Annotated in this window: 20 protein-coding genes; 14 read left to right on the top strand and 6 right to left on the bottom strand. The window is 63.6% G+C overall.

Features of this window, described 5'->3' with window-relative positions; translation table 11 throughout:
• Positions 1–7 precede the first annotated feature (7 nt).
• Complete coding sequence (argB, locus tag JOY50_RS09040; RefSeq protein ID WP_004575216.1) at positions 8–913, top strand: acetylglutamate kinase; 906 nt, start codon at positions 8–10, stop codon at positions 911–913.
• 174 nt (positions 914–1087) lie between these two features.
• Here the strand turns inward: argB and pyrE are convergent, their stop codons facing one another.
• A complete protein-coding gene (gene pyrE / locus JOY50_RS09035) occupies positions 1088–1729 on the bottom strand; it encodes an orotate phosphoribosyltransferase (RefSeq protein ID WP_003253405.1) in 642 nt (213 codons plus the stop codon).
• 80 nt (positions 1730–1809) lie between these two features.
• Between pyrE and JOY50_RS09030 the strand changes: the two genes are divergently transcribed.
• Entirely contained in the window at positions 1810–2589 is a 780-nt protein-coding gene (locus JOY50_RS09030; protein WP_003253401.1) for an exodeoxyribonuclease III, read from the top strand.
• Positions 2590–2650: 61 nt separating this feature from the next.
• Here JOY50_RS09030 and rph read toward each other — a convergent pair whose 3' ends face one another.
• A complete protein-coding gene (gene rph, locus JOY50_RS09025) occupies positions 2651–3373 on the bottom strand; it encodes a ribonuclease PH (protein ID WP_019472532.1) in 723 nt (240 codons plus the stop codon).
• A gap of 228 nt (positions 3374–3601) precedes the next feature.
• Here rph and JOY50_RS09020 point away from each other — a divergent pair, with 228 nt between their 5' ends.
• The gene (locus JOY50_RS09020) at positions 3602–4465 is read left to right on the top strand and encodes a YicC/YloC family endoribonuclease (RefSeq protein ID WP_016489820.1); all 864 of its coding nucleotides are present in this window, start codon (positions 3602–3604) and stop codon (positions 4463–4465) included.
• A gap of 13 nt (positions 4466–4478) precedes the next feature.
• Entirely contained in the window at positions 4479–5099 is a 621-nt protein-coding gene (gene gmk, locus JOY50_RS09015) for a guanylate kinase (RefSeq protein WP_243055119.1), read from the top strand.
• A 126-nt stretch (positions 5100–5225) separates the two neighbouring features.
• Here the strand turns inward: gmk and JOY50_RS09010 are convergent, their stop codons facing one another.
• The 3 genes from JOY50_RS09010 to JOY50_RS09000 all read right to left on the bottom strand — a co-directional run bounded on the left by JOY50_RS09010 (position 5226) and on the right by JOY50_RS09000 (position 9041).
• Entirely contained in the window at positions 5226–6767 is a 1542-nt protein-coding gene (locus JOY50_RS09010) for an APC family permease (protein WP_243055118.1), read from the bottom strand.
• A gap of 113 nt (positions 6768–6880) precedes the next feature.
• Positions 6881–7654, bottom strand: a complete 774-nt coding sequence (locus JOY50_RS09005; protein ID WP_019471049.1) for a gamma-glutamyl-gamma-aminobutyrate hydrolase family protein — start codon at positions 7652–7654, stop codon at positions 6881–6883.
• Between the two features lie 4 nt (positions 7655–7658).
• Positions 7659–9041 carry a glutamine synthetase family protein gene (locus tag JOY50_RS09000; protein WP_019471050.1) on the bottom strand — a complete coding sequence of 461 codons (1383 nt, stop codon included), beginning with the start codon at positions 9039–9041 and terminating at the stop codon, positions 7659–7661.
• Between the two features lie 205 nt (positions 9042–9246).
• Between JOY50_RS09000 and JOY50_RS08995 the strand changes: the two genes are divergently transcribed.
• From JOY50_RS08995 to JOY50_RS08975, 5 genes are all read left to right on the top strand, one after another.
• The gene (locus JOY50_RS08995) at positions 9247–10119 is read left to right on the top strand and encodes a LysR family transcriptional regulator (protein ID WP_132846647.1); all 873 of its coding nucleotides are present in this window, start codon (positions 9247–9249) and stop codon (positions 10117–10119) included.
• Positions 10120–10360: 241 nt separating this feature from the next.
• Entirely contained in the window at positions 10361–10624 is a 264-nt protein-coding gene (rpoZ, locus tag JOY50_RS08990) for a DNA-directed RNA polymerase subunit omega (RefSeq protein WP_003253383.1), read from the top strand.
• A gap of 59 nt (positions 10625–10683) precedes the next feature.
• Positions 10684–12792 carry a bifunctional GTP diphosphokinase/guanosine-3',5'-bis pyrophosphate 3'-pyrophosphohydrolase gene (spoT, locus tag JOY50_RS08985; RefSeq protein WP_019471052.1) on the top strand — a complete coding sequence of 703 codons (2109 nt, stop codon included), beginning with the start codon at positions 10684–10686 and terminating at the stop codon, positions 12790–12792.
• A 23-nt stretch (positions 12793–12815) separates the two neighbouring features.
• Positions 12816–13196 (top strand): RidA family protein, encoded by a 381-nt coding sequence (locus JOY50_RS08980; protein ID WP_016489827.1) that lies wholly within the window; start codon positions 12816–12818, stop codon positions 13194–13196.
• Positions 13197–13251: 55 nt separating this feature from the next.
• Positions 13252–13983 carry a hypothetical protein gene (locus JOY50_RS08975; protein WP_132846648.1) on the top strand — a complete coding sequence of 244 codons (732 nt, stop codon included), beginning with the start codon at positions 13252–13254 and terminating at the stop codon, positions 13981–13983.
• Positions 13984–14050: 67 nt separating this feature from the next.
• Here JOY50_RS08975 and JOY50_RS08970 read toward each other — a convergent pair whose 3' ends face one another.
• Complete coding sequence (locus JOY50_RS08970; RefSeq protein WP_019471054.1) at positions 14051–14908, bottom strand: SDR family oxidoreductase; 858 nt, start codon at positions 14906–14908, stop codon at positions 14051–14053.
• Positions 14909–15097: 189 nt separating this feature from the next.
• Between JOY50_RS08970 and exbB the strand changes: the two genes are divergently transcribed.
• The 5 genes from exbB (at position 15098) to recG (ending at position 20320) form a co-directional block, all read left to right on the top strand.
• Positions 15098–16057 (top strand): tonB-system energizer ExbB, encoded by a 960-nt coding sequence (exbB, locus tag JOY50_RS08965; protein ID WP_132846649.1) that lies wholly within the window; start codon positions 15098–15100, stop codon positions 16055–16057.
• Positions 16058–16060: 3 nt separating this feature from the next.
• Positions 16061–16489 (top strand): TonB system transport protein ExbD, encoded by a 429-nt coding sequence (exbD, locus tag JOY50_RS08960; RefSeq protein ID WP_003253367.1) that lies wholly within the window; start codon positions 16061–16063, stop codon positions 16487–16489.
• Positions 16486–17217, top strand: a complete 732-nt coding sequence (locus JOY50_RS08955) for an energy transducer TonB (protein ID WP_016489831.1) — start codon at positions 16486–16488, stop codon at positions 17215–17217. Before exbD ends, JOY50_RS08955 begins: the two co-directional genes overlap by 4 nt.
• 94 nt (positions 17218–17311) lie before the next feature.
• On the top strand, positions 17312–18238 hold the full coding sequence (locus tag JOY50_RS08950; RefSeq protein WP_019473525.1) for a hydrogen peroxide-inducible genes activator: 927 nt from the start codon (positions 17312–17314) through the stop codon (positions 18236–18238).
• A gap of 3 nt (positions 18239–18241) precedes the next feature.
• A complete protein-coding gene (gene recG / locus JOY50_RS08945; protein WP_138736697.1) occupies positions 18242–20320 on the top strand; it encodes an ATP-dependent DNA helicase RecG in 2079 nt (692 codons plus the stop codon).
• Positions 20321–20362 lie beyond the last annotated feature (42 nt).

Raw genomic sequence — 20362 nt, 5'->3', positions numbered from 1 at the left:
GCCCTGCATGACCCTCGATCGCGATGCCGCTTCCCATGTAGCCGAGGTTTTGTCCGAAGCACTGCCTTACATCCGCCGCTTTGTCGGCAAGACCCTGGTGATCAAGTACGGCGGCAACGCGATGGAAAGCGAGGAGCTGAAAACAGGCTTCGCCCGTGACATCGTGCTGATGAAGGCTGTGGGCATCAACCCGGTGGTGGTCCACGGTGGTGGCCCGCAGATCGGCGACCTGCTCAAGCGCCTGTCGATCGAAAGCCACTTCATCGACGGCATGCGCGTCACCGACTCGGCGACCATGGACGTGGTCGAGATGGTGCTGGGTGGGCAGGTCAACAAGGACATCGTCAACCTGATCAACCGCCACGGCGGCAGCGCCATCGGCCTGACCGGCAAGGACGCGGAGCTGATCCGCGCCCGCAAGCTGACCGTCAGCCGCCAGACGCCCGAGATGACCACCCCGGAAATCATCGACATCGGCCACGTCGGCGAAGTGGTGAGCGTAAACACTGACCTGCTGAACATGCTGGTGAAGGGTGACTTCATCCCGGTGATCGCGCCGATCGGCGTGGGCGCCAACGGTGAGTCGTACAACATCAACGCCGACCTGGTGGCGGGCAAGGTAGCCGAGGCGCTGAAAGCCGAGAAGCTGATGCTGCTGACCAACATCGCCGGCCTGATGGACAAGCAAGGCCAGGTACTGACCGGCCTGACCACCGAGCAGGTAAACGAACTGATCGCCGACGGCACCATCTACGGCGGCATGCTGCCGAAGATCAAGTGCGCACTGGATGCGGTGCAGGGCGGCGTGAACAGCTCGCACATCATCGACGGCCGCGTACCGAACGCGGTGCTGCTGGAGATCTTCACCGACAGCGGCGTGGGTACCCTGATTACCAATCGCAAACCACGCTGATCGTTAACCTGTCCCGGCCCCATCGCCGGCAAGCCAGCTCCCACAGGTACAGCGCAGCCTTTGAGGGCTATGAAAATCCTGTGGGAGCTGGCTTGCCGGCGATGAGGCCGGAACTGGCAGCACAAAAAAAGGCGACCCTCATGAAGGGTCGCCTTTTTCATTGCCAGGCCAGGATCAGATCCCGTACTGCGCCCGGTAAGCCTCGACAGCTGGCAGGTGCTGCTTCAGCTGTGGGTCATCGGCCAGGAACTCCAGCACCTGGGTCAGCGAAACGATGCTGACCACCGGGATACCGAAGTCGCGTTCCACTTCCTGGATCGCCGACAGTTCGCCATTGCCACGCTCTTCGCGGTTCAGGGCGATCAGCACGCCGGCGGCCTTGGCCTGCTGGGCGTTGATGATCTGCATGACCTCGCGGATGGCGGTGCCGGCGGTGATCACGTCGTCGATGATCAGCACATCACCGGCCAGCGGCGCGCCGACCAGGCTGCCGCCTTCGCCGTGGTCCTTGGCTTCCTTGCGGTTGAAGCACCATGGCACGTCGAGCTGATGCTGATCGGCAAGGGCCACGGCGGTGGTCGCCGCCAAAGGGATACCCTTGTAGGCCGGGCCGAACAGCACGTCGAACGGGATCTTGCTGTCGACGATGGCTGCGGCATAGCACCGCCCCAGCTCGGCCAATGCGGAACCGGTGTTGAACAGGCCGGCATTGAAGAAATACGGGCTGGTACGGCCCGATTTCAGGGTGAATTCACCGAAACGCAGTACCCCGCGATCGATGGCAAAACGGATAAAGTCGCGCTGATACGGCTGCATGAATAGTCCCGGACACCACGGATTTAGCTAAATGGGTTGAGCTCGGGTATCATACACGCACGAGATTTTTGGGGCCATTTATGCGGATCATCAGTGTGAACGTAAATGGCATTCAGGCTGCGGCCGAGCGTGGTTTGCTCAGCTGGCTACAAGCCCAGAATGCCGACGTCATCTGCCTTCAGGATACCCGCGCCTCGGCCTTTGAACTCGATGACCCAGCTTTCCAGCTCGATGGCTATTTCCTTTATGCCTGCGACGCGGAGGTGCCTGCCCAAGGTGGTGTGGCCCTTTACTCGCGCATGCAGCCCAAGGCAGTCATCACCGGCCTGGGCTTCGAGACAGCCGACCGCTACGGGCGTTACCTGCAAGCAGATTTCGACAAAGTCAGTATTGCCAGCCTGCTGCTGCCTTCGGGCATGAACGGCGACGAAGACTTGAACCAGAAGTTCAAGTTGATGGACGACTTCGCCAAGTACCTGGACAAACAGCGTCGCAAGCGTCGCGAATACATCTATTGCGGCTCGTTCTACGTGGCGCAGCAGAAGCTCGACATCAAGAACTGGCGTGACAGCCAGCAGTCGCCGGGCTTCCTGGCGCCGGAACGCGCCTGGATGGATGCGATCACCGGCGAGATGGGTTACGTCGATGCCCTGCGCGAAGTCAGCCGTGAAGGTGACCAGTACAGCTGGTGGCCGGACAACGAGCAGGCCGAGATGCTCAACCTGGGCTACCGGTTCGACTACCAGATCCTCACGCCGGGCCTGCGCCGCTTTGTGCGCAATGCCCGCCTGCCGCGTCAGCCGCGCTTCTCCCAGCATGCGCCGCTGATCGTCGACTATGACTGGACGTTGACCATCTGATTGCTGTTCAGATACGAAAAAGCCGACATTGATGTCGGCTTTTTCGTATCTACAGGAACAGTCAGTCAGCCAGAGCGGCCTGCTGCAGCTCGAAGATATCGTTCATGCCTTTTTGCGCCAGCGCCAGCATGGCGTTGAAGTCTTCCGGCTGGAACGGTGCGCCTTCGGCGGTGCCCTGCACTTCGATGAAGCCACCGGCGCTGGTCATCACCACGTTCAGGTCGGTTTCGGCAGCGGAGTCTTCCGGGTAGTCCAGGTCGAGCACGGCTTCGCCCTGGTACATGCCCACCGACACGGCAGCGATCATGTGCTTGAGCGGGTTGCCACCTTTGAGGCCACCACGTTTCTTGATCACTGCCAGGGCGTCGCACAGGGCGACCATGGCACCGGTGATGGACGCTGTACGGGTGCCGCCATCGGCCTGGATCACGTCGCAGTCGACATACAGGGTGATGTCACCCAGCTTGCTCATGTCCAGCGCGGCGCGCAGCGAACGGCCGATCAGGCGCTGGATTTCCAGGGTGCGGCCACCCTGCTTGCCACGGCTGGCTTCGCGCTGGTTACGCTCACCGGTGGCGCGCGGCAGCATGCCGTACTCGGCGGTCAGCCAACCTTGGCCCTGGCCTTTGAGGAAGCGCGGCACACCGTTTTCCACGCTGACCGTGCAAATGACCTTGGTGTCACCGAACTCGACCAGTACCGACCCTTCGGCGTGCTTGGTGTAGTTGCGGGTGATGCGGATCGAGCGGAGCTGATCGGCGGCGCGACCACTTGGACGTTTCATCTGGGATACCTGTACTGGGACTTTGAATCTGCCGAGCATTATAGAGCCCGCAGCGCGGGGAAGACATGCCTATTGTCGCGCCCGGCACAGCCCGTCGCCTTTTCCTGCTGCCATGGCCACCCCTCTGTAACATAGGTGGATTGGGCGCCGAGGCCCCACTGCGCTACAATCCTGCGCCTTGCAGCCGAGAGGCTCCCACCGTTCATTCATCTACGCGAGGTACTCCCCATGGTGCACAGCATGACCGCTTTTGCTCGTGTCGAGCGCGCCGGCAGCCAAGGCACCCTGATCTGGGAGCTGCGTTCGGTCAACCACCGTTACCTGGAACCCCACCTGCGCCTGCCCGAAGCGCTGCGCGACCTCGAAGGCGCCGTGCGTGAAGGCCTGCGCCAGGGCCTTTCGCGGGGCAAGGTGGAATGCACCCTGCGCCTCAATGAAGACAGCAACGGCAAGCCGCTGAAGGTAGACCGCGAGCGCGCTGCACAGCTTGTCGCTGCCGCCGAGGAAGTGGCCGGCCTGATCAAGCAGCCGGCACCGCTGAACCCGCTGGAAGTGCTGTCGTGGCCGGGTGTGCTGGTGGCCGACACCAGTGACCCCCAGGCGCTGAACGCCGAAGCCATGGCCCTGTTCGACGAAGCACTGGCCGAACTCAAGGCCGGCCGCCAGCGCGAAGGCCAGGAACTGGCCCGGCTGATCAACGAGCGCCTGGATAACATGACCAGCGAAGTCACCACCCTGCGCGCCCTGGTGCCGCAGATGCTGGCAGCGCAGCGGCAGAAGATTCTCGACCGTTTCGGCGACATGCAGGCCGAACTCGACCCGCAGCGCCTGGAGCAGGAAATGGTGCTGCTGGCCCAGAAGAGCGACGTGGCCGAGGAACTCGACCGCCTCAGCACCCATGTCACCGAAGTACGCAGGGTGCTCAAGGGTGGCGGTGCTGCCGGCCGGCGCCTGGACTTCCTGATGCAGGAACTCAACCGCGAAGCCAACACCCTGGGCTCCAAGGCCTTCGACCCACGCAGTACGCAAGCGGCGGTCAACCTGAAGGTATTGATCGAACAGATGCGTGAACAAGTACAGAACATCGAGTAAGGCCACCCCGACCATGAACCACAGCAGCGGCACCCTCTACATCGTTTCGGCACCTTCGGGCGCCGGCAAGACCAGCCTGGTAACGGCCCTGACCAAGGACGACCAGCAAATCCGCGTCTCGGTCTCGCACACCACCCGCGCCATGCGCCCGGGCGAGGAACACGGGGTGAACTACCACTTCGTGGTCCACGAGGAGTTCAAGGCGCTGATCCAGCAAGGCGACTTCCTGGAGCATGCCGAAGTGTTCGGCAACTTCTACGGCACCTCGCGCAGCGCGCTGCAGCAGACCCTGGACCAGGGCTATGACCTGATCCTGGAGATCGACTGGCAAGGCGCCCAGCAGGTGCGCAAGCTGATGCCGCAGGCGTTGTCGGTGTTCATCCTGCCGCCAAGCCAGGAAGCGCTTCGTCAGCGCCTGGACGGCCGCGGGCAGGATAGCGAAGCGATCATCGCCGGGCGCATGAAGGAAGCGGTCAGCGAGATGGTGCACTACGACGAGTATGACTACGTGATCATCAATGATGATTTCGACGCGGCGCTGGAAGACTTGAAAGCGGTGTTCCGCTCGAATCGCCTGCTGCTGAAGAAGCAGCAACAGCGCAACAGCGGGCTGCTGAAAGAACTGCTCTCCTGAGATACCGCACGGGGCTGCTTTGCAGCCCTTTCGCGACACAAGGCCGCTCCTACATTTGACAGCGTACGCCGTGCCTTTGTAGGAGCGGCCTTGTGCCGCGAAAGGGGCGCAAAGCGCCCCCCCGCTTTATTCCTGCAAAGGCAGGGTAGCCTGCTGACGCAGGGTGGCCCCCAGGAAGTAAGCCGGCGCCCGCATGCGCGACAGCATCATCAGCCCGATGCCGAGCACCGAGATGATCGCGGCAATCACGAATACCAGCCCCAGCCCGCCCACATGCGAGCCACTGCCGAAGTCCGGCGAGGCGCTGTCGATGGCGGTACGCGCGAAGATCACCGACAAGATCACCCCACCGACCAGCGGGCACAGGCCGCGCATGATGAAGTGGCGCACGCTGTCAAACAGGCTGTCGCGGAAATACCAGACACAGGCGAACGCGGTCAGCGAATAGTAGAAGCAGATCATCATGCCTAGCGCGGTGATGGTATCCGCCAGCACGTTCTCGCTCAGGGTACGCATGGTCACGTAGAACAGGCCTGCTGCCAGGCCGGCGCAAATGGTGGCGTAGCGCGGGGTTTGCGAACGCGGACAGACGCTGGCGAACTTCTGCGGTACCGCACCGTAGTAACCCATGGCCAACAGGGTGCGCGCCGGCGCCACGAAGGTGGACTGCAGCGACGCCGCGGTGCTGGCCAGCACGGCGATGGACATCAGGATTGCCAGCGGCCCCATGACCGGGCCGGCCAGGTGGGCGAAGACGTTCTCCTGGATGCGTGGGTTGTTCAGGCCCAGCCCGGTTTCGCTGATACCGGCAAACTGTAGAGTGGCGATGGCGGTGAACAGGTACAGCCCGAGGATCAACATCACCGTCCAGGTGGCGGCCTTGCCTGGCACTTCTTCGCTGCCCACCGACTCTTCGCTGACGGTCAGGCACGTGTCCCAGCCCCAGAAGATGAAGATAGACAGCGACAGCCCGGCGGCAAAGGCCGAGAACGACTCGACACCGAACGGGTTGAACCAGGCGAAATCGAACGCCAGCGGTGGCGGCGCAGTGGTGCCGCCGAAGGCGGCAAAGGCAAAGCCGATCAGCACCAGCAACTGCAGGGCCACCAGGCCGTACTGCACGGTCATGGTGGTGGCGATGCCGCGACAGCAGATCCACACGGCCAGGCCGATGAACACGCAACAGGTGCTGATGTTGATCAACAGGTTGTCGGCCAACGCTGCCAGTTCATGCTTGCCGGTGATCTGGCCAAGGAACAGGTAGAAGAAATCGACCGCCACCCCCGCCAGGTTCGACAGCACGATGGTGGTGGCGACCACCAGCCCCCAGCCGCCGATCCAGCCGATCATCGGGCCGAAGGCACGCGCCGACCAGGTGAACGAAGTACCGCTGTCCGGCTCTGCCGAGTTCAGCTCGCGGTAGCCCAGGGCCACCAGCAGCATCGGCAGGAAGCCGACGATGAACACGGCTGGCAGGTGGGCACCCACCTCGCGCACGGTCGGGCCAAGGGCGCCGGTCAGGGTATAGACCGGGGCGATGGTGGAAATGCCCAGCACCACGCTGGCCAGCAGGCCCAAGCGGCCTTTGGCCAGGCCCTTGCCGCGTTGGGTGTTGCCTGCGTCGGCCGCCACATCGGGTGGGCGGCCGGCTTCTGTATAATTGCTCATGAGTATTTGCCGTAAATTTTGGAATTGTTTTCGCAGGCCTTGCGCACAAGGCCTGCTTTCACTCATTGAAAGCTTGCTGCCGGGAACCAGTCATCCGAGACCTTCGGCTGACGTCAGAATGTCTCCTGCCGTGCGCCCTCCCGTGCCGCGTAGGCAATGCAGGCCTCGCGAAACGCCTGGAACAGGCGCAGCGAGACCGGGTTTTCGGTGAAGCGCCACTCTGGGTGCCATTGCACGCCAAGCACAAAGCCCGGCGCCGCAGGCATGGACACCGCTTCAATCAGGCCATCCGGGGCCCGCGCCTCGACACGCAGGCCCGGGGCCAGGCGGTCGATACCCTGGCTGTGCAGCGAGTTGACCTCGAACTGCGCCGCCAGGCCCAGGCGCTCGAACAACCCGCCTGGCTCGATGCCGACAGGGTGACGAGGGCCGTATTGCACCTCCAGGGGTGCGTCCTCAGGTTCGCGGTGGTCAAGGTAACCGGGCATTTCCTGCACGCGCTGGTGCAGGCTGCCGCCCAGCGCCACATTCAGTTCCTGGTAGCCACGGCAGATGCAGAACACCGGCACGCCGGCGGCAATCGCTGCCTGCAGCAGCGGCAGGGTCAGGCGATCGCGCGCCAGATCGTGCCGGGTCCCGGCTACGCTAGGGGCGCCATTGTAATGATGCGGTTCGATATTTGAAGGCGAGCCGGTAAAAACAATGCCGTGCAGCCGGGCCAGCAGCGCCTGCGTGTCGCTGCCCCCGTCTCGGGCCGGCAGGATCAGCGGCAAACCGGCAAAGCCGGCCGCCTCGACATACTTGTCGCCTACCGTGTGCGACGAGTTCTTCCCCACCTGCTGGCGGCAGGCGCTGACACCGATCAAGGGGACCGCATTTGCGCTCATGGGCTTACACCGTGTGCAGGTACCAGTTGTACTCAAGGTCGGAAATCGACACTTCGAACTCGGCCAGCTCGCTTTCCTTGCAGGCCACGAAGATATCGATGTAGTCCGGGCTGATGTATTGGTTGAGCACTTCGCTGTCGTCCAGCGCGCGCAGGGCATCACGCAGGTTGTTCGGCAGGCTCTGTTCCAGCTGCTCGTAGGAGTTGCCCTCGATCGGGGCATCCGGCTCGACCTTGTTGGTCAGGCCGTGATGCACGCCGGCAAGGATTGCCGCAAGCATCAGGTACGGGTTGGCATCGGCGCCGGCCACGCGGTGTTCCAGGCGCACGTTTTCGCTGCTGTCGGTAGGCACGCGCACGGCCACGGTGCGGTTGTCCAGGCCCCAGCTCGGGGCATTGGGCACGTAGAACTGCGCGCCGAAGCGGCGGTAGGAGTTGATGTTCGGGCAGAGGAAGGCCATCGACGCCGGCATGGTCTCCAGCACACCACCAATGGCGTGGCGCAGCGCGTCGCTTTGCAGCGGGTCATCGCTCGAGAAGATGTTCTTGCCGGTTTTCTTGTCCAGCAGCGAGATATGCACGTGCAGGCCGTTGCCTGCCTGGCCCGGGTAGGGCTTGGCCATGAAGGTGGTGTCCATCTCATGGTCGTAGGCAACGTTCTTGATCAGCCGCTTGAGCAGGATCGCGTAGTCGCAGGCCTTCAGCGGGTCGGCCACGTGGTGCAGGTTGACCTCGAACTGCGCCGGGGCGCTTTCCTTGACGATGGCATCGGCAGGCAGGCCCTGCTCCTTGGCCGCTTCGAGCATGTCCTGCAGGCAGTCGGCATATTCGTCCAGGTCGTCGATCAGGTACACCTGGGTCGACTGCGGACGCTTGCCGGAAATGGGCGAGCGCGGCGGCTGCGGGCGGCCGTTGAGGTTGTCCTGATCGATCAGGTAGAACTCCAGCTCGAACGCCGCGCAAATGGTGAGGCCCAGATCGTCGAACTTGCTCACCACCTGACGCAGCACTTCACGCGGGTCGGCGAAAAACGGCGCGCCTTCGATCTCGTGCATGGTCATCAGCAGCTGGGCGGTGGGGCGTTTCTGCCACGGCTCGTCCGACAGCGTACCGGGGATCGGGAAGCAGATGCGGTCGGCATCGCCAATGTCCAGGCCAAGGCCGGTGCTCTCTACCGTGGAACCGTTGATGTCCAGGGCGAACAGCGAAGCCGGCAGGTTGATGCCTTTCTCGTACACCTTGTGCAGGCTGGCCCGCTCGATGCGCTTGCCACGTACCACGCCATTCATGTCGGAGATCAGCAGGTCGACGTACTGCGTTTCCGGATGGGCCTGGAGGAAGTCATTCATCTCGCTGGAAGAACTGGCGCACGGGGTTACCGACGTCATGGTGTACATCCTTTGATGTGCTGCGGCGATGTGGGGATACGGCTGGCGCCTCACGGGCGACGATGGTTGCAGCTGTTGTTTTTTTCACTTTCCCATCGTGGGGATTGGTTACCCGGCCGGACGCATTGATTCCGGGGGGCCGTTTCACTATAAAATGGCCCCGACGCAACAGACATTGGCAATTCGGCAAGCAGAGCGTGCACCAATGCAATATCAGATCACCCACGCCGACCTCTCCCTGGTCCTGGCACTGGAGCGTGGCCGCTCGCTGGCCAAGGCCGCCGAGCTACTCAAAGTCGACGTTTCGACGGTATTCCGCTCGATCCGCCGGCTGGAGTCGGCGCTGGGCACCGCCTTGTTCGTCAAGAGCCGCAAGGGCTACCTGCCGACCGACACCGCCCAGGCCCTGGCCGAGCAGGCCGAGCGCGCCGAACAGGCGCTGGAGGCGGCGCGCATTGCCATGACCAGTGGCGAGCAGGTGGTAAGCGGCACGGTGCGGGTGACCTGCACCGAGGCGGTGATGCACAGCCTGCTGCTGCCGGCGCTGGCCGAGTTCATGCCCAACTACCCGGCCTTGTCGCTGGAGATGGGCACCTCGAACACCTTCGCCAACCTCAGCCGGCGCGATGCCGACATTGCCCTGCGCCTGACCAATACACCGCCGGAACACCTGGTGGGTCGCAACCTGGGGTCCACCTCCTATGTGGTCTGCGGCCAGCCGCAGTGGCGCGAGCGCCTGGCAGAGTCGGCCATCAGCGTGCCATGGATCGCCCCCGACGACTCGATGCAGGACCACCCCACGGTGGTCTGGCGCAACCAGCAGCACCCCGGACTAAGCCCACGCTACCAGTGCAGTGGCATGTCGACCATCGCCCAGCTGGTGACCGCCGGCCTGGGCGTGGCGGCGCTGCCGGACTACATGGTGCACGCCCTGCCCGGCGTGGATGCGCTGAGCGGACCGCTGCCGGGTTGCGACACCCAGCTGTGGCTGCTGACCCGTCCGGATTGCCGGGCGCTGCGCTCGGTGCAGACCCTTTTCGAAGAGCTGACGCCGCGGTTGCGTGGCGCGATGCTCTGAGGTTATCGTCGGGGTCAAGTATTGCGGCTGTCTGGTCCGGCCCTTTCGCGGGAAAACCCGCTCCCACAGGGTAGGCGGTACCTGTGGGCGCGGGTTTACCCGCGAAGAAGCAAACACGGGGCTTCAAGGTGACCGCCCGGCAAAACAGCGCTTCCCTATTGGCTGGTGAATTTTTATACTATCGAGTCCGCCTGCCCATTACTGGGCTGCACGCCCACCGCATTTGCTACTGAGGAAGACCATGGCCCGCGTAACTGTTGAAGACTGCCTGGAACACGTGGATAACCGCTTCGAGCTGGTCATGCTCTCGACCAAGCGCGCTCGCCAGCTGGCGACCGGCGGCAAAGAGCCACGCGTTGCGTGGGAAAACGACAAACCGACCGTTGTTGCCCTGCGTGAAATCGCCGAAGGCATCGTCACCAACGAGTTCATCGCCGCTGAAGAGATCGTCACCGAGGATCCGGTCTTCGCCGCCTTCGAGGACGAGAACAACGAGGCTGTCTGATTGATGCCAGGTCGACGTCGCACGGCGCAAGGCCCTTTTCCTCCGCAGGAGGTCAACCCATGCCGGGTATAGAAGCCTTGGCCGAACGGCTGTCGACCTACCTTGGCCCCGAACAGGTCAACCTGGTCCGGCGCGCCTATTTCTACGCCGAACAGGCCCACGATGGGCAGCGCCGCCGCAGCGGCGAGCCCTACGTGACCCACCCGCTGGCCGTGGCCAGCATCCTCGCCGACATGCACATGGACCATCAAAGCCTGATGGCGGCCATGCTGCACGATGTGATCGAAGACACCGGTATCGCCAAGGAAGCCCTCAGCCAGCAATTTGGCGAGACGGTGGCTGAACTGGTCGATGGGGTCAGCAAGCTGACCCAGATGAACTTCGAGACCAAGGCCGAGGCGCAGGCCGAAAACTTCCAGAAGATGGCCATGGCCATGGCCCGCGACATTCGCGTGATCCTGGTCAAGCTGGCCGACCGCCTGCACAACATGCGCACCCTGGAAGTGCTGTCCGGCGAAAAACGCCGGCGCATCGCCAAGGAAACCCTGGAAATCTACGCCCCCATCGCCAACCGCCTGGGCATGCACACCGTGCGCGTGGAGTTCGAGGACCTCGGCTTCAAGGCCATGCACCCGATGCGCTCGTCGCTGATCCACCGGGCGGTGAAAAGCGCACGGGGCAACCGCAAAGAGATCGTCGCCAAGATCGAGCACTCGCTGGCCAACTGCCTGGCTGCCGACGGCATCGAGGGCGAGGTCAGCGGCCGGCAGAAACACCTCTATGGCATCTACAAGAAGATGCGCGGCAAGCGCCGTGCCTTCAACGAGATCATGGACGTGTATGCCTTCCGCATCATCGTCGACAAGGTCGACACCTGCTACCGCGTGCTTGGCGCCGTGCACAACCTGTACAAGCCGCTGCCCGGTCGCTTCAAGGATTACATCGCGATCCCCAAGGCCAACGGCTACCAGTCGTTGCACACCACGCTGTTCGGCATGCACGGCGTGCCCATCGAAATCCAGATCCGCACCCGCGAAATGGAAGAGATGGCCAACAACGGCATCGCCGCGCACTGGCTGTACAAGTCCAACGACGATGAGCAGCCCAAGGGCAGCCACGCCCGCGCGCGGCAGTGGGTGAAGGGTATCCTCGAGTTGCAGCAACGTGCCGGCAACTCGCTGGAATTCATCGAGAGCGTGAAGATCGACCTGTTCCCGGACGAGGTCTACGTGTTCACGCCCAAAGGCCGCATCATGGAGCTGCCCAAAGGCTCCACGGCGGTGGACTTCGCCTACGCGGTGCACACCGACGTCGGCAATAGCTGCATCGCCTGCCGCATCAACCGCCGCCTGGCGCCGCTGTCCGAACCGCTGCAAAGCGGCTCGACGGTAGAAATCGTCAGCGCCCCGGGCGCCCGGCCGAACCCGGCCTGGCTCAACTTCGTGGTGACCGGCAAGGCGCGCACGCACATCCGCCACGCACTCAAGCAGCAACGTCGCTCCGAATCCATCAGCCTGGGCGAACGCCTGCTGAACAAGGTGCTCACCGGTTTCGACAGCAGCCTGGAGAAAATCCCCCAGGAGCGTATCCAGGCGATTCTCGCCGAGTACCGCCTGGAACTGATCGAAGACCTGCTCGAAGACATCGGCCTGGGCAACCGCATGGCCTACGTGGTCGCTCGCCGCCTGCTGTCGGCCGAAGGCGAGCAGTTGCCTGCACCGGAAGGCCCGCTGGCGATCCGGGGCACCGAAGGCCTGGTGCTGAGCTATGCCAAGTGCTGCACGCCAATCCCTGGCGACCCGATCGTCGGCCACCTGTCGGCCGGCAAGGGCATGGTCGTGCACCTGGAGAATTGCCGCAACATCAGTGAAATCCGCCACAACCCGGAAAAGTGCGTGCAGCTTTCCTGGGCCAAGGACATCACCGGTGAGTTCAATGTCGAACTGCGTGTCGAACTGGAGCACCAGCGCGGCCTTATTGCCCTGCTGGCCAGCAGCGTCAACGCTGCCGACGGCAACATCGAGAAGATCAGCATGGACGAACGCGACGGCCGTATCAGCGTGGTCCAACTGGTGGTCAGCGTGCACGACCGTGTGCACCTGGCGCGTGTGATCAAGAAGCTGCGTACCTTGACCGGTGTGGTCCGCATCACCCGCATGCGTACGTAGTCCGCCAACCGCAAGGAGTCATCATGAGCAAGACCGTCATCACTAGCGACAAGGCCCCAGCCGCCATCGGCACCTACTCGCAGGCGATCAAGGCAGGCAACACGGTGTACATGTCGGGCCAGATCCCGCTGGACCCCAAGACCATGGAACTGGTCGAAGGCTTCGAAGCCCAGACCGTGCAGGTGTTCGAGAACCTCAAGTCCGTGGCTGAAGCCGCTGGCGGTTCGTTCAAGGACATCGTCAAGCTCAACATCTTCCTCACCGACCTGAGCCACTTCGCCAAGGTCAACGAGGTGATGGGCCGCTACTTCGAGCAACCCTACCCCGCTCGCGCCGCCATCGGCGTTGCCGCGCTGCCGAAAGGCGCCCAGGTCGAAATGGACGCCATCCTGGTCATCGAATGATGCTCCGGTGACGGGCGCCCTGCCCGTCACCCCTCCTTTGCAAGGTTACCCCGTCATGCGTCAAGCACTGCCTATCGCGCTGGCAGCCCTGCTACTGGGCGGCTGCGCCAGCCACAAACCCGAAGATTACAACGGCACCTGGATCAACCAGGAGGCCATCACCGCAGCGGTCAAGGGCGGCAGCCTGCGCCAAGCCCTGAATGAACACGGCCCAGTGTTTGAATGGAGGCTCGACGTTGCCAGCCAGCAGGCCAGCTTCAGCAATGGTTTCGAGGCCGCTGACGGCCAGCTGAGCGCCAATGACAAGCAATGGCAGGCCAGCTTCGCGGGCGGCCAGACCGAGCAGCTGTCGCTTGATGGGGACGAGCTGCAAGCCGTCGACCAGCGCGGCGCCAAGCAGACCTTCGTGCGTGCCAAGGCACCGGCTACTGCCAATGCACCGCTGGGCAGCAGCTTCGAGAAAGCGCTGTACCAGGCCTACCTGGGCGGCAATTGGAAGGTGGTCGAAGGCCAGGGCAAAGGTGCCAGCGTGCGCTTCAGCGACACCGGCAACGTCACCGGCCTGCCGGGGCCAGACCGTTTCGCACTGTGCCTGGCAGGCGACTGCGCGACCATGGGCGGCAGCAATGACAGCCTGTGGCTGGAGCGTAACCAGCGTGGTGCACCGTTCATCATCAAGCGTGATGGCGACAAGCTGGAGATTTTCCAGGCGGTAAACCGTGCGCAACCGGATGAAATGCCGGAACTGGCCGCGGGCAAGCGCCAGTGGGTGCTGGAGCGCAGCTGAGTCCTGCTGCGTTTGCACTGAATGCACAGGCCTCTTCGCGGGTAAACCCGCGAAGAGCCCGGTAAATTCAACGCCCTCCTTTCAGGATGGCTGCATACCCTTCCTTGTAGCTTGGGTACACCGGCGCCCAGCCCAATGCCCGGGCTCGGGCGTTGCTGCAGCGCTTGCTGCCGGTACGCCGCACCCGCTGCTCATCGGACCACTCGGTAACCCCCATGTATGCCCGCAGCCAGGCCACCACGTCGGCCAGCGGCGCCGGGTCGTCATCAACGCCAATGTAGTAGTCGTCCAGCACCGTGCCATCGGCATCGGCCTGCAGCAGAAACGCCAGCAGGCTGGCAGCATCCTCGGCATGAATGCGGTTGCCATACAGCGGTGGCTCCTCGGCCACACGGTAACCCTGGCGCACCTGGCTCAACAGCCACTCGCGGCCTGGACCATAGATGCCGGTCAGGCGCACAACGCTCGCCGGGATACCACTGGCCAGCGCCAGCCGCTCAGCCTCCAGCATCACCCGCCCGGAATAACCTTCGGGCTCGGTGGCCGCGCCTTCCTCGACCCACTCACCGTCCTTTTGCGCATAGACGCTGCTGCTGGAAACGAACAGCAGGCGACGGGGGCGCTGACCACGCTCGGCCAACCAGGCCAACACATGGCGCAAACCATCAACATAGGCCGCCTGGTAACCCGCCTCGTCGTGCTGGCTGGCCGCCACGCAGTACACCAGGTAATCCAGCGGCCCCTGTGGCCATGCTGGCGGGATCGACGGTTCGGCCAAGTCCGCGGCAACCGGTTGGACGCCCGCAGGCAGCTGCCCGACAGCGCGGCGCAGGCCGCTCACCTGCCAGCCTTTGGCCATCATTTGCTGGGCCAGACGCCCACCCACATCACCACAACCCACCACCATCACAGAAAGGTCTGACATCTCTAAACTCCCTAGACCAATTGATCAGCCCGGCCACGCTACACGATGGGCGGCTAGACCATAGGCGAAAAAAGCAACAAGATTACTTTTGTTAACAAGAATTACTTGCAATAATGGCCGCCAATTTGTTCTCGGCCTACCTCGAGGCCTTGGAGAACGCTCACTTTTTCTTCATCAGGTCCGGCCAGCATGACACGTACTCAACTTTCCGCTTCGCCAACCCCGTCGCGCGCCTGGCGCGCCATCGCCGCGCTGACACTCAGCCTGGTGCTGGCCCCGGTGGCCATGGCCGATGAGCCAACCGCCAACGCCGCCACGCCTGCTGCCGCCACTGCCCCGGCCGCGCCTGCTGCTGCCCCGGCTGCCGACGCTGCTGCCACCCCGGCTGACGCACCGGCTGCGGTAGACCCGAGCGTTGAAGCCTTGGTTGAAGACACCTCGCTGGGCATGGCTCACGACCTGTCCCCATGGGGCATGTACAAGAACGCCGATATCGTGGTGAAGATCGTCATGATCGGCCTGGCCATCGCCTCCATCATCACCTGGACCATCTGGATTGCCAAAGGCTTCGAGCTGATGGGCGCCAAGCGTCGCCTGCGTGGTGAAATCGCCCAGCTGAAGAAGTCCACCACCCTGAAAGACGCCAGCGAAGTCTCCAACAAGGAAGGTACCTTGGCCCACACCCTGGTCCACGATGCCCTTGAAGAGATGCGCCTTTCGGCCAACGCCCGCGAAAAAGAAGGCATCAAGGAACGCGTCAGCTTCCGCCTGGAGCGCCTGGTGCATGCCAGCGGCCGCACCATGAGCAGCGGCACCGGCGTACTTGCCACCATCGGCTCCACCGCGCCGTTCGTTGGCCTGTTCGGTACCGTATGGGGCATCATGAACAGCTTCATCGGCATCGCCAAGACCCAAACCACCAACCTGGCCGTGGTTGCACCAGGTATTGCCGAGGCCCTGCTGGCCACCGCCCTGGGCCTGGTCGCTGCAATCCCGGCTGTGGTCATCTACAACGTCTTCGCCCGCTCCATCGCTGGCTACAAGGCCCAGGTGTCCGACGCCTCCGCCCAGGTCCTGCTGCTGGTCAGCCGTGATCTGGACCACCAGGGCAGCGAACGCGCCGCCCCGCACATGGTGAAAGTGGGGTAAGCCATGGGCCTGCATCTCAACGAAGGTGGCGACGACCTCGCCGAAAACCACGAAATCAACGTTACGCCGTTCATCGACGTGATGTTGGTGCTGCTGATCATCTTCATGGTCGCTGCCCCCCTGGCCACGGTCGACATCAAGGTCGACCTGCCGGCCTCAACCGCCAAACCGGCGCCGAGGCCCGAGAAACCGGTGTTCGTCAGCGTCAAGGCCGACCAGAAGCTGTACGTCGGCGATGATCAGGTTGCTGCGCCCGACCAGCTTGGCCCGATGCTCGACGCCAAGACCAAGGGTGACAAGGAAACCACCATCTTCTTCCAGGCTGACAAAGGCGTGGATTACGGCGACCTGATGGAAGTGATGAACAACATGCGCGCGGCCGGCTACCTCAAGGTCGGTCTGGTAGGTCTCGAGACGGCAGCCAAGAAATGACGAAAACGCGCTCAAACATGGCGCGCTACGGTGGCAGCCTGGCGATCGTGCTGGGCGTGCACGTGGTCGCCGTGCTGCTGACGCTCAACTGGTCGGTGCCCCAAGCCATCGAACTGCCCCCGGCAGCGATGATGGTCGAGCTGGCACCGTTACCGGAGCCAGCGCCACCACCGCCACCGAAAGCGGCGCCACAGCCACCGGCACCGGTCGAAGAACCGCCGTTGCCCAAGCTGGCCGAAGCACCCAAGCCCAAGATCGCCATCCCCAAGCCGCCCAAGCCGAAGGCCAAGCCCCAGCCGCCCAAGCCCGAGAAAAAGCCTGAGCCGCCGAAGGAAGCGCCACCCACCGAGCAAACGGTAGACGCACCGCCGAGCAACACGCCACCGCAGAAATCCGCGGCACCGGCGCCGAGCATTGCGTCCAACAGCAACGCCCTGCCAACCTGGCAGAGCGACCTGCTGCGCCACCTGGCCAAGTACAAGCGTTACCCGGAAGACGCGCGCCGTCGCGGCCTGCAAGGCATCAACCGCCTGCGCTTCGTGGTCGACGCCGAAGGCAAGGTGGTCTCGTACTCCATGGCAGGTGGTTCGGGCAGTGCGGCACTGGACCGGGCGACCCTGGAAATGATCCGTCGAGCCGGCACGGTACCCAAGCCGCCACCCGAGTTGCTGAACAATGGCACGATCGAAGTCGTGGCACCGTTCGTCTACTCACTGGACCGCCGCTAAGACTTTTGCTTCTGTCACAAATCGGCAACTCTGATAACGTGCGTCTATCGATTGCAGCCGCTATGCTGGGCCCGCAACTTCATGGACGCACGTTATGACCCTCACAGAATTACGCTACATCGTCACACTCGCCCAGGAACAGCACTTCGGCCATGCCGCCGAACGCTGCCACGTGAGCCAGCCGACCCTGTCGGTCGGTGTGAAGAAGCTCGAGGACGAGCTTGGCGTTCTGATCTTCGAGCGCAGCAAAAGCGCGGTACGCCTGACACCGGTCGGCGAGAGCATCGTCGCCCAGGCACAGAAGGTACTGGAGCAGGCCCAGGGCATTCGCGAGCTGGCCCAGGCCGGCAAGAACCAGCTGACCGCCCCGCTCAAGGTCGGTGCCATCTATACAGTCGGCCCCTACCTGTTCCCGCACCTGATCCCGCAACTGCACCGCGTAGCGCCGCAGATGCCGCTGTACATCGAAGAAAACTTCACCCACGTACTGCGTGAAAAGCTGCGTAACGGCGAGCTGGATGCGGTGATCATCGCCCTGCCGTTCAACGAAGCCGACGTGCTGACCCTGCCGCTGTACGATGAGCCGTTCTGCGCCCTGATGCCCGCCGACCACCCATGGACGGCGAAAAAGACCATCGACACCGCCATGCTCAACGACAAGAGCCTGCTGTTGCTCGGTGAGGGCCACTGTTTCCGCGACCAGGTACTGGAAGCCTGTCCTACCCTGAACAAGGGCGGCGAAGGCGCCAGGCACACCACGGTCGAATCCAGCTCGCTGGAAACCATCCGCCACATGGTGGCCTCGGGCCTTGGCGTGTCGATCCTGCCGCTGTCGGCGGTGCACAGCCATCACTACGCCCCTGGCATCATCGAAGTTCGCCCCCTGACGGCACCGGCACCGTTCCGCACCGTGGCCATCGCCTGGCGCGCCAGCTTCCCGCGGCCCAAGGCCATCGAGATCCTCGCCGACTCGATCCGCCTGTGCTCGGTGGCCAAAGCCCCTGCGGAACAAACGGCCTGAGTCATGAGTGAGCTGTCGAAGGTCCCGGTCACGGTACTCAAGGGTGTTGGCGAGGCCATGGCGGAAAAACTCGCCAAGGTCGGCCTGGAGAACCTGCAGGATGTGCTGTTTCACCTGCCCCTGCGTTACCAGGACCGCACCCGCGTGGTGCCGATCGGCCAATTGCGCCCAGGCCAGGATGCCGTGATCGAGGGCGTGGTCAGCGGTGCCGACGTGACCATGGGCAAGCGGCGCAGCCTGGTGGTACGCCTGGGTGACGGCACCGGAGTGCTGAGCCTGCGCTTCTACCACTTCAGCAACGCGCAAAAGGAAGGGCTGAAACGTGGCACCCACCTGCGCTGCTACGGCGAAGCCCGCCCCGGTGCCTCGGGCCTGGAAATCTACCACCCCGAGTACCGCGCGCTGAATGGTGACGAGCCGCCGCCACCGGTCGAACAGACCCTGACGCCGATCTACCCGTCCACCGAGGGCCTCACCCAGCAACGCCTGCGACTGTTGTGCCAGCAGAGCCTGGGCCTGCTTGGCCCGCGCAGCCTGCCCGACTGGCTGCCTGACGAGCTGGCCCGGGACTACCAACTGGCGCCGCTGGACGATGCCATCCGTTACCTGCACAACCCGCCGGCCGACGCCGACCTGGACGAACTTGCCGAAGGCCAGCACTGGGCCCAGCACCGCCTGGCCTTCGAAGAACTGCTGACCCACCAGTTGTCGCAGCAACGCCTGCGCGAAAGCCTGCGCAGCCTGCGGGCGCCGGTGCTGCCCAAGGCCACGCGCCTGCAGGCGCAATACCTGGCCAACCTGGGCTTTCAGCCGACCGGCGCACAGCAGCGGGTGGCCAACGAAATTGCCTACGACCTCAGCCAGCACGAGCCGATGATGCGCCTGGTGCAGGGCGATGTCGGGGCCGGCAAGACCGTGGTCGCCGCCCTGGCTGCTCTGCAAGGGCTGGAAGCCGGCTATCAGGTGGCGCTGATGGCGCCCACCGAGATCCTCGCCGAACAGCACTTCATCACCTTCAAGCGCTGGCTTGAGCCGCTGGGCATCGAAGTGGCCTGGCTGGCCGGCAAGCTCAAGGGCAAGGCCCGGGCCAGTGCCCTGGAGCAGATTGCCAACGGTGCGCCGATGGTGGTCGGCACCCACGCGCTGTTCCAGGAAGAAGTGAAGTTCAAGCACCTGGCCCTGGCGATCATTGACGAACAGCACCGTTTTGGCGTGCAGCAACGCCTGGCCCTGCGCAAGAAAGGCGTGGCCGGCCAGTTGTGCCCGCACCAGCTGATCATGACCGCCACGCCTATACCGCGCACCCTGGCCATGAGCGCCTACGCCGATCTGGACACCTCGGTGCTCGACGAATTGCCGCCTGGGCGCACCCCGGTAAACACCGTGCTGGTAGCCGACAGCCGACGCTTCGAGGTGGTCGAACGGGTTCGCGCCGCCTGCGCCGAGGGGCGTCAGGCCTACTGGGTGTGCACCCTGATCGAAGAATCCGAAGAGCTGACCTGCCAGGCCGCCGAAAGCACATACGAAGAACTCGGCAGTGCCTTGGGCGAATTGCGTGTGGGCCTGATCCACGGCCGCATGAAGCCTGTGGAAAAAGCCGAAATCATGGCGCAGTTCAAGGCCGGTGAATTGCAGCTGCTGGTCGCGACCACTGTCATCGAAGTAGGCGTGGACGTACCCAACGCCAGCCTGATGATCATCGAAAACCCAGAACGCCTGGGCCTGGCCCAGTTGCACCAGCTGCGCGGCCGGGTTGGCCGGGGCAGTGCCGTCAGCCATTGCGTGCTGTTGTACCACCCGCCACTGTCGCAGATCGGCCGCGAACGCTTAGGCATCATGCGCGAGACCAACGACGGCTTCATCATTGCCGAGAAAGACCTCGAACTACGCGGCCCAGGCGAGATGCTGGGTACACGCCAGACCGGTCTGCTGCAATTCAAGGTCGCCGACCTGATGCGCGATGCCGACCTGTTACCGGCTGTGCGCGATGCCGCCCAGGCCCTGGTGGCCCGCTGGCCGGACCACGTCAGCCCGCTGCTCGACCGCTGGCTACGCCATGGTCAGCAATATGGCCAAGTGTGACGCTAGTCCCAGAATGGATCCAGATTTGCTCGCAGGCTGGTT

The organism is Pseudomonas sp. BP01, assembly GCF_022760795.1.
Lineage (GTDB): Bacteria > Pseudomonadota > Gammaproteobacteria > Pseudomonadales > Pseudomonadaceae > Aquipseudomonas > Aquipseudomonas putida_Q.
This window is presented reverse-complemented; position numbering and strand designations above follow the sequence as displayed.

Bases quoted from the DNA above. Each gene is read 5' to 3' on its own strand.
- JOY50_RS09005 (WP_019471049.1), bottom strand. From the start codon at position 7,654: ATGAGCGCAAATGCGGTCCCCTTGATCGGTGTCAGCGCCTGCCGCCAG.
- pyrE (WP_003253405.1), bottom strand. From the start codon at position 1,729: ATGCAGCCGTATCAGCGCGACTTTATCCGTTTTGCCATCGATCGCGGG.
- argB (WP_004575216.1), top strand. From the start codon at position 8: ATGACCCTCGATCGCGATGCCGCTTCCCATGTAGCCGAGGTTTTGTCC.
- recG (WP_138736697.1), top strand. From the start codon at position 18,242: ATGAGTGAGCTGTCGAAGGTCCCGGTCACGGTACTCAAGGGTGTTGGC.
- JOY50_RS09020 (WP_016489820.1), top strand. From the start codon at position 3,602: ATGGTGCACAGCATGACCGCTTTTGCTCGTGTCGAGCGCGCCGGCAGC.
- JOY50_RS08955 (WP_016489831.1), top strand. From the start codon at position 16,486: ATGACGAAAACGCGCTCAAACATGGCGCGCTACGGTGGCAGCCTGGCG.
- spoT (WP_019471052.1), top strand. From the start codon at position 10,684: ATGCCGGGTATAGAAGCCTTGGCCGAACGGCTGTCGACCTACCTTGGC.
- JOY50_RS09000 (WP_019471050.1), bottom strand. From the start codon at position 9,041: ATGACGTCGGTAACCCCGTGCGCCAGTTCTTCCAGCGAGATGAATGAC.
- exbB (WP_132846649.1), top strand. From the start codon at position 15,098: ATGACACGTACTCAACTTTCCGCTTCGCCAACCCCGTCGCGCGCCTGG.
- rph (WP_019472532.1), bottom strand. From the start codon at position 3,373: ATGAAACGTCCAAGTGGTCGCGCCGCCGATCAGCTCCGCTCGATCCGC.
- JOY50_RS08995 (WP_132846647.1), top strand. From the start codon at position 9,247: ATGCAATATCAGATCACCCACGCCGACCTCTCCCTGGTCCTGGCACTG.
- JOY50_RS09030 (WP_003253401.1), top strand. From the start codon at position 1,810: ATGCGGATCATCAGTGTGAACGTAAATGGCATTCAGGCTGCGGCCGAG.
- JOY50_RS08950 (WP_019473525.1), top strand. From the start codon at position 17,312: ATGACCCTCACAGAATTACGCTACATCGTCACACTCGCCCAGGAACAG.
- JOY50_RS08980 (WP_016489827.1), top strand. From the start codon at position 12,816: ATGAGCAAGACCGTCATCACTAGCGACAAGGCCCCAGCCGCCATCGGC.
- JOY50_RS08970 (WP_019471054.1), bottom strand. From the start codon at position 14,908: ATGTCAGACCTTTCTGTGATGGTGGTGGGTTGTGGTGATGTGGGTGGG.
- rpoZ (WP_003253383.1), top strand. From the start codon at position 10,361: ATGGCCCGCGTAACTGTTGAAGACTGCCTGGAACACGTGGATAACCGC.
- JOY50_RS08975 (WP_132846648.1), top strand. From the start codon at position 13,252: ATGCGTCAAGCACTGCCTATCGCGCTGGCAGCCCTGCTACTGGGCGGC.
- exbD (WP_003253367.1), top strand. From the start codon at position 16,061: ATGGGCCTGCATCTCAACGAAGGTGGCGACGACCTCGCCGAAAACCAC.
- JOY50_RS09010 (WP_243055118.1), bottom strand. From the start codon at position 6,767: ATGAGCAATTATACAGAAGCCGGCCGCCCACCCGATGTGGCGGCCGAC.
- gmk (WP_243055119.1), top strand. From the start codon at position 4,479: ATGAACCACAGCAGCGGCACCCTCTACATCGTTTCGGCACCTTCGGGC.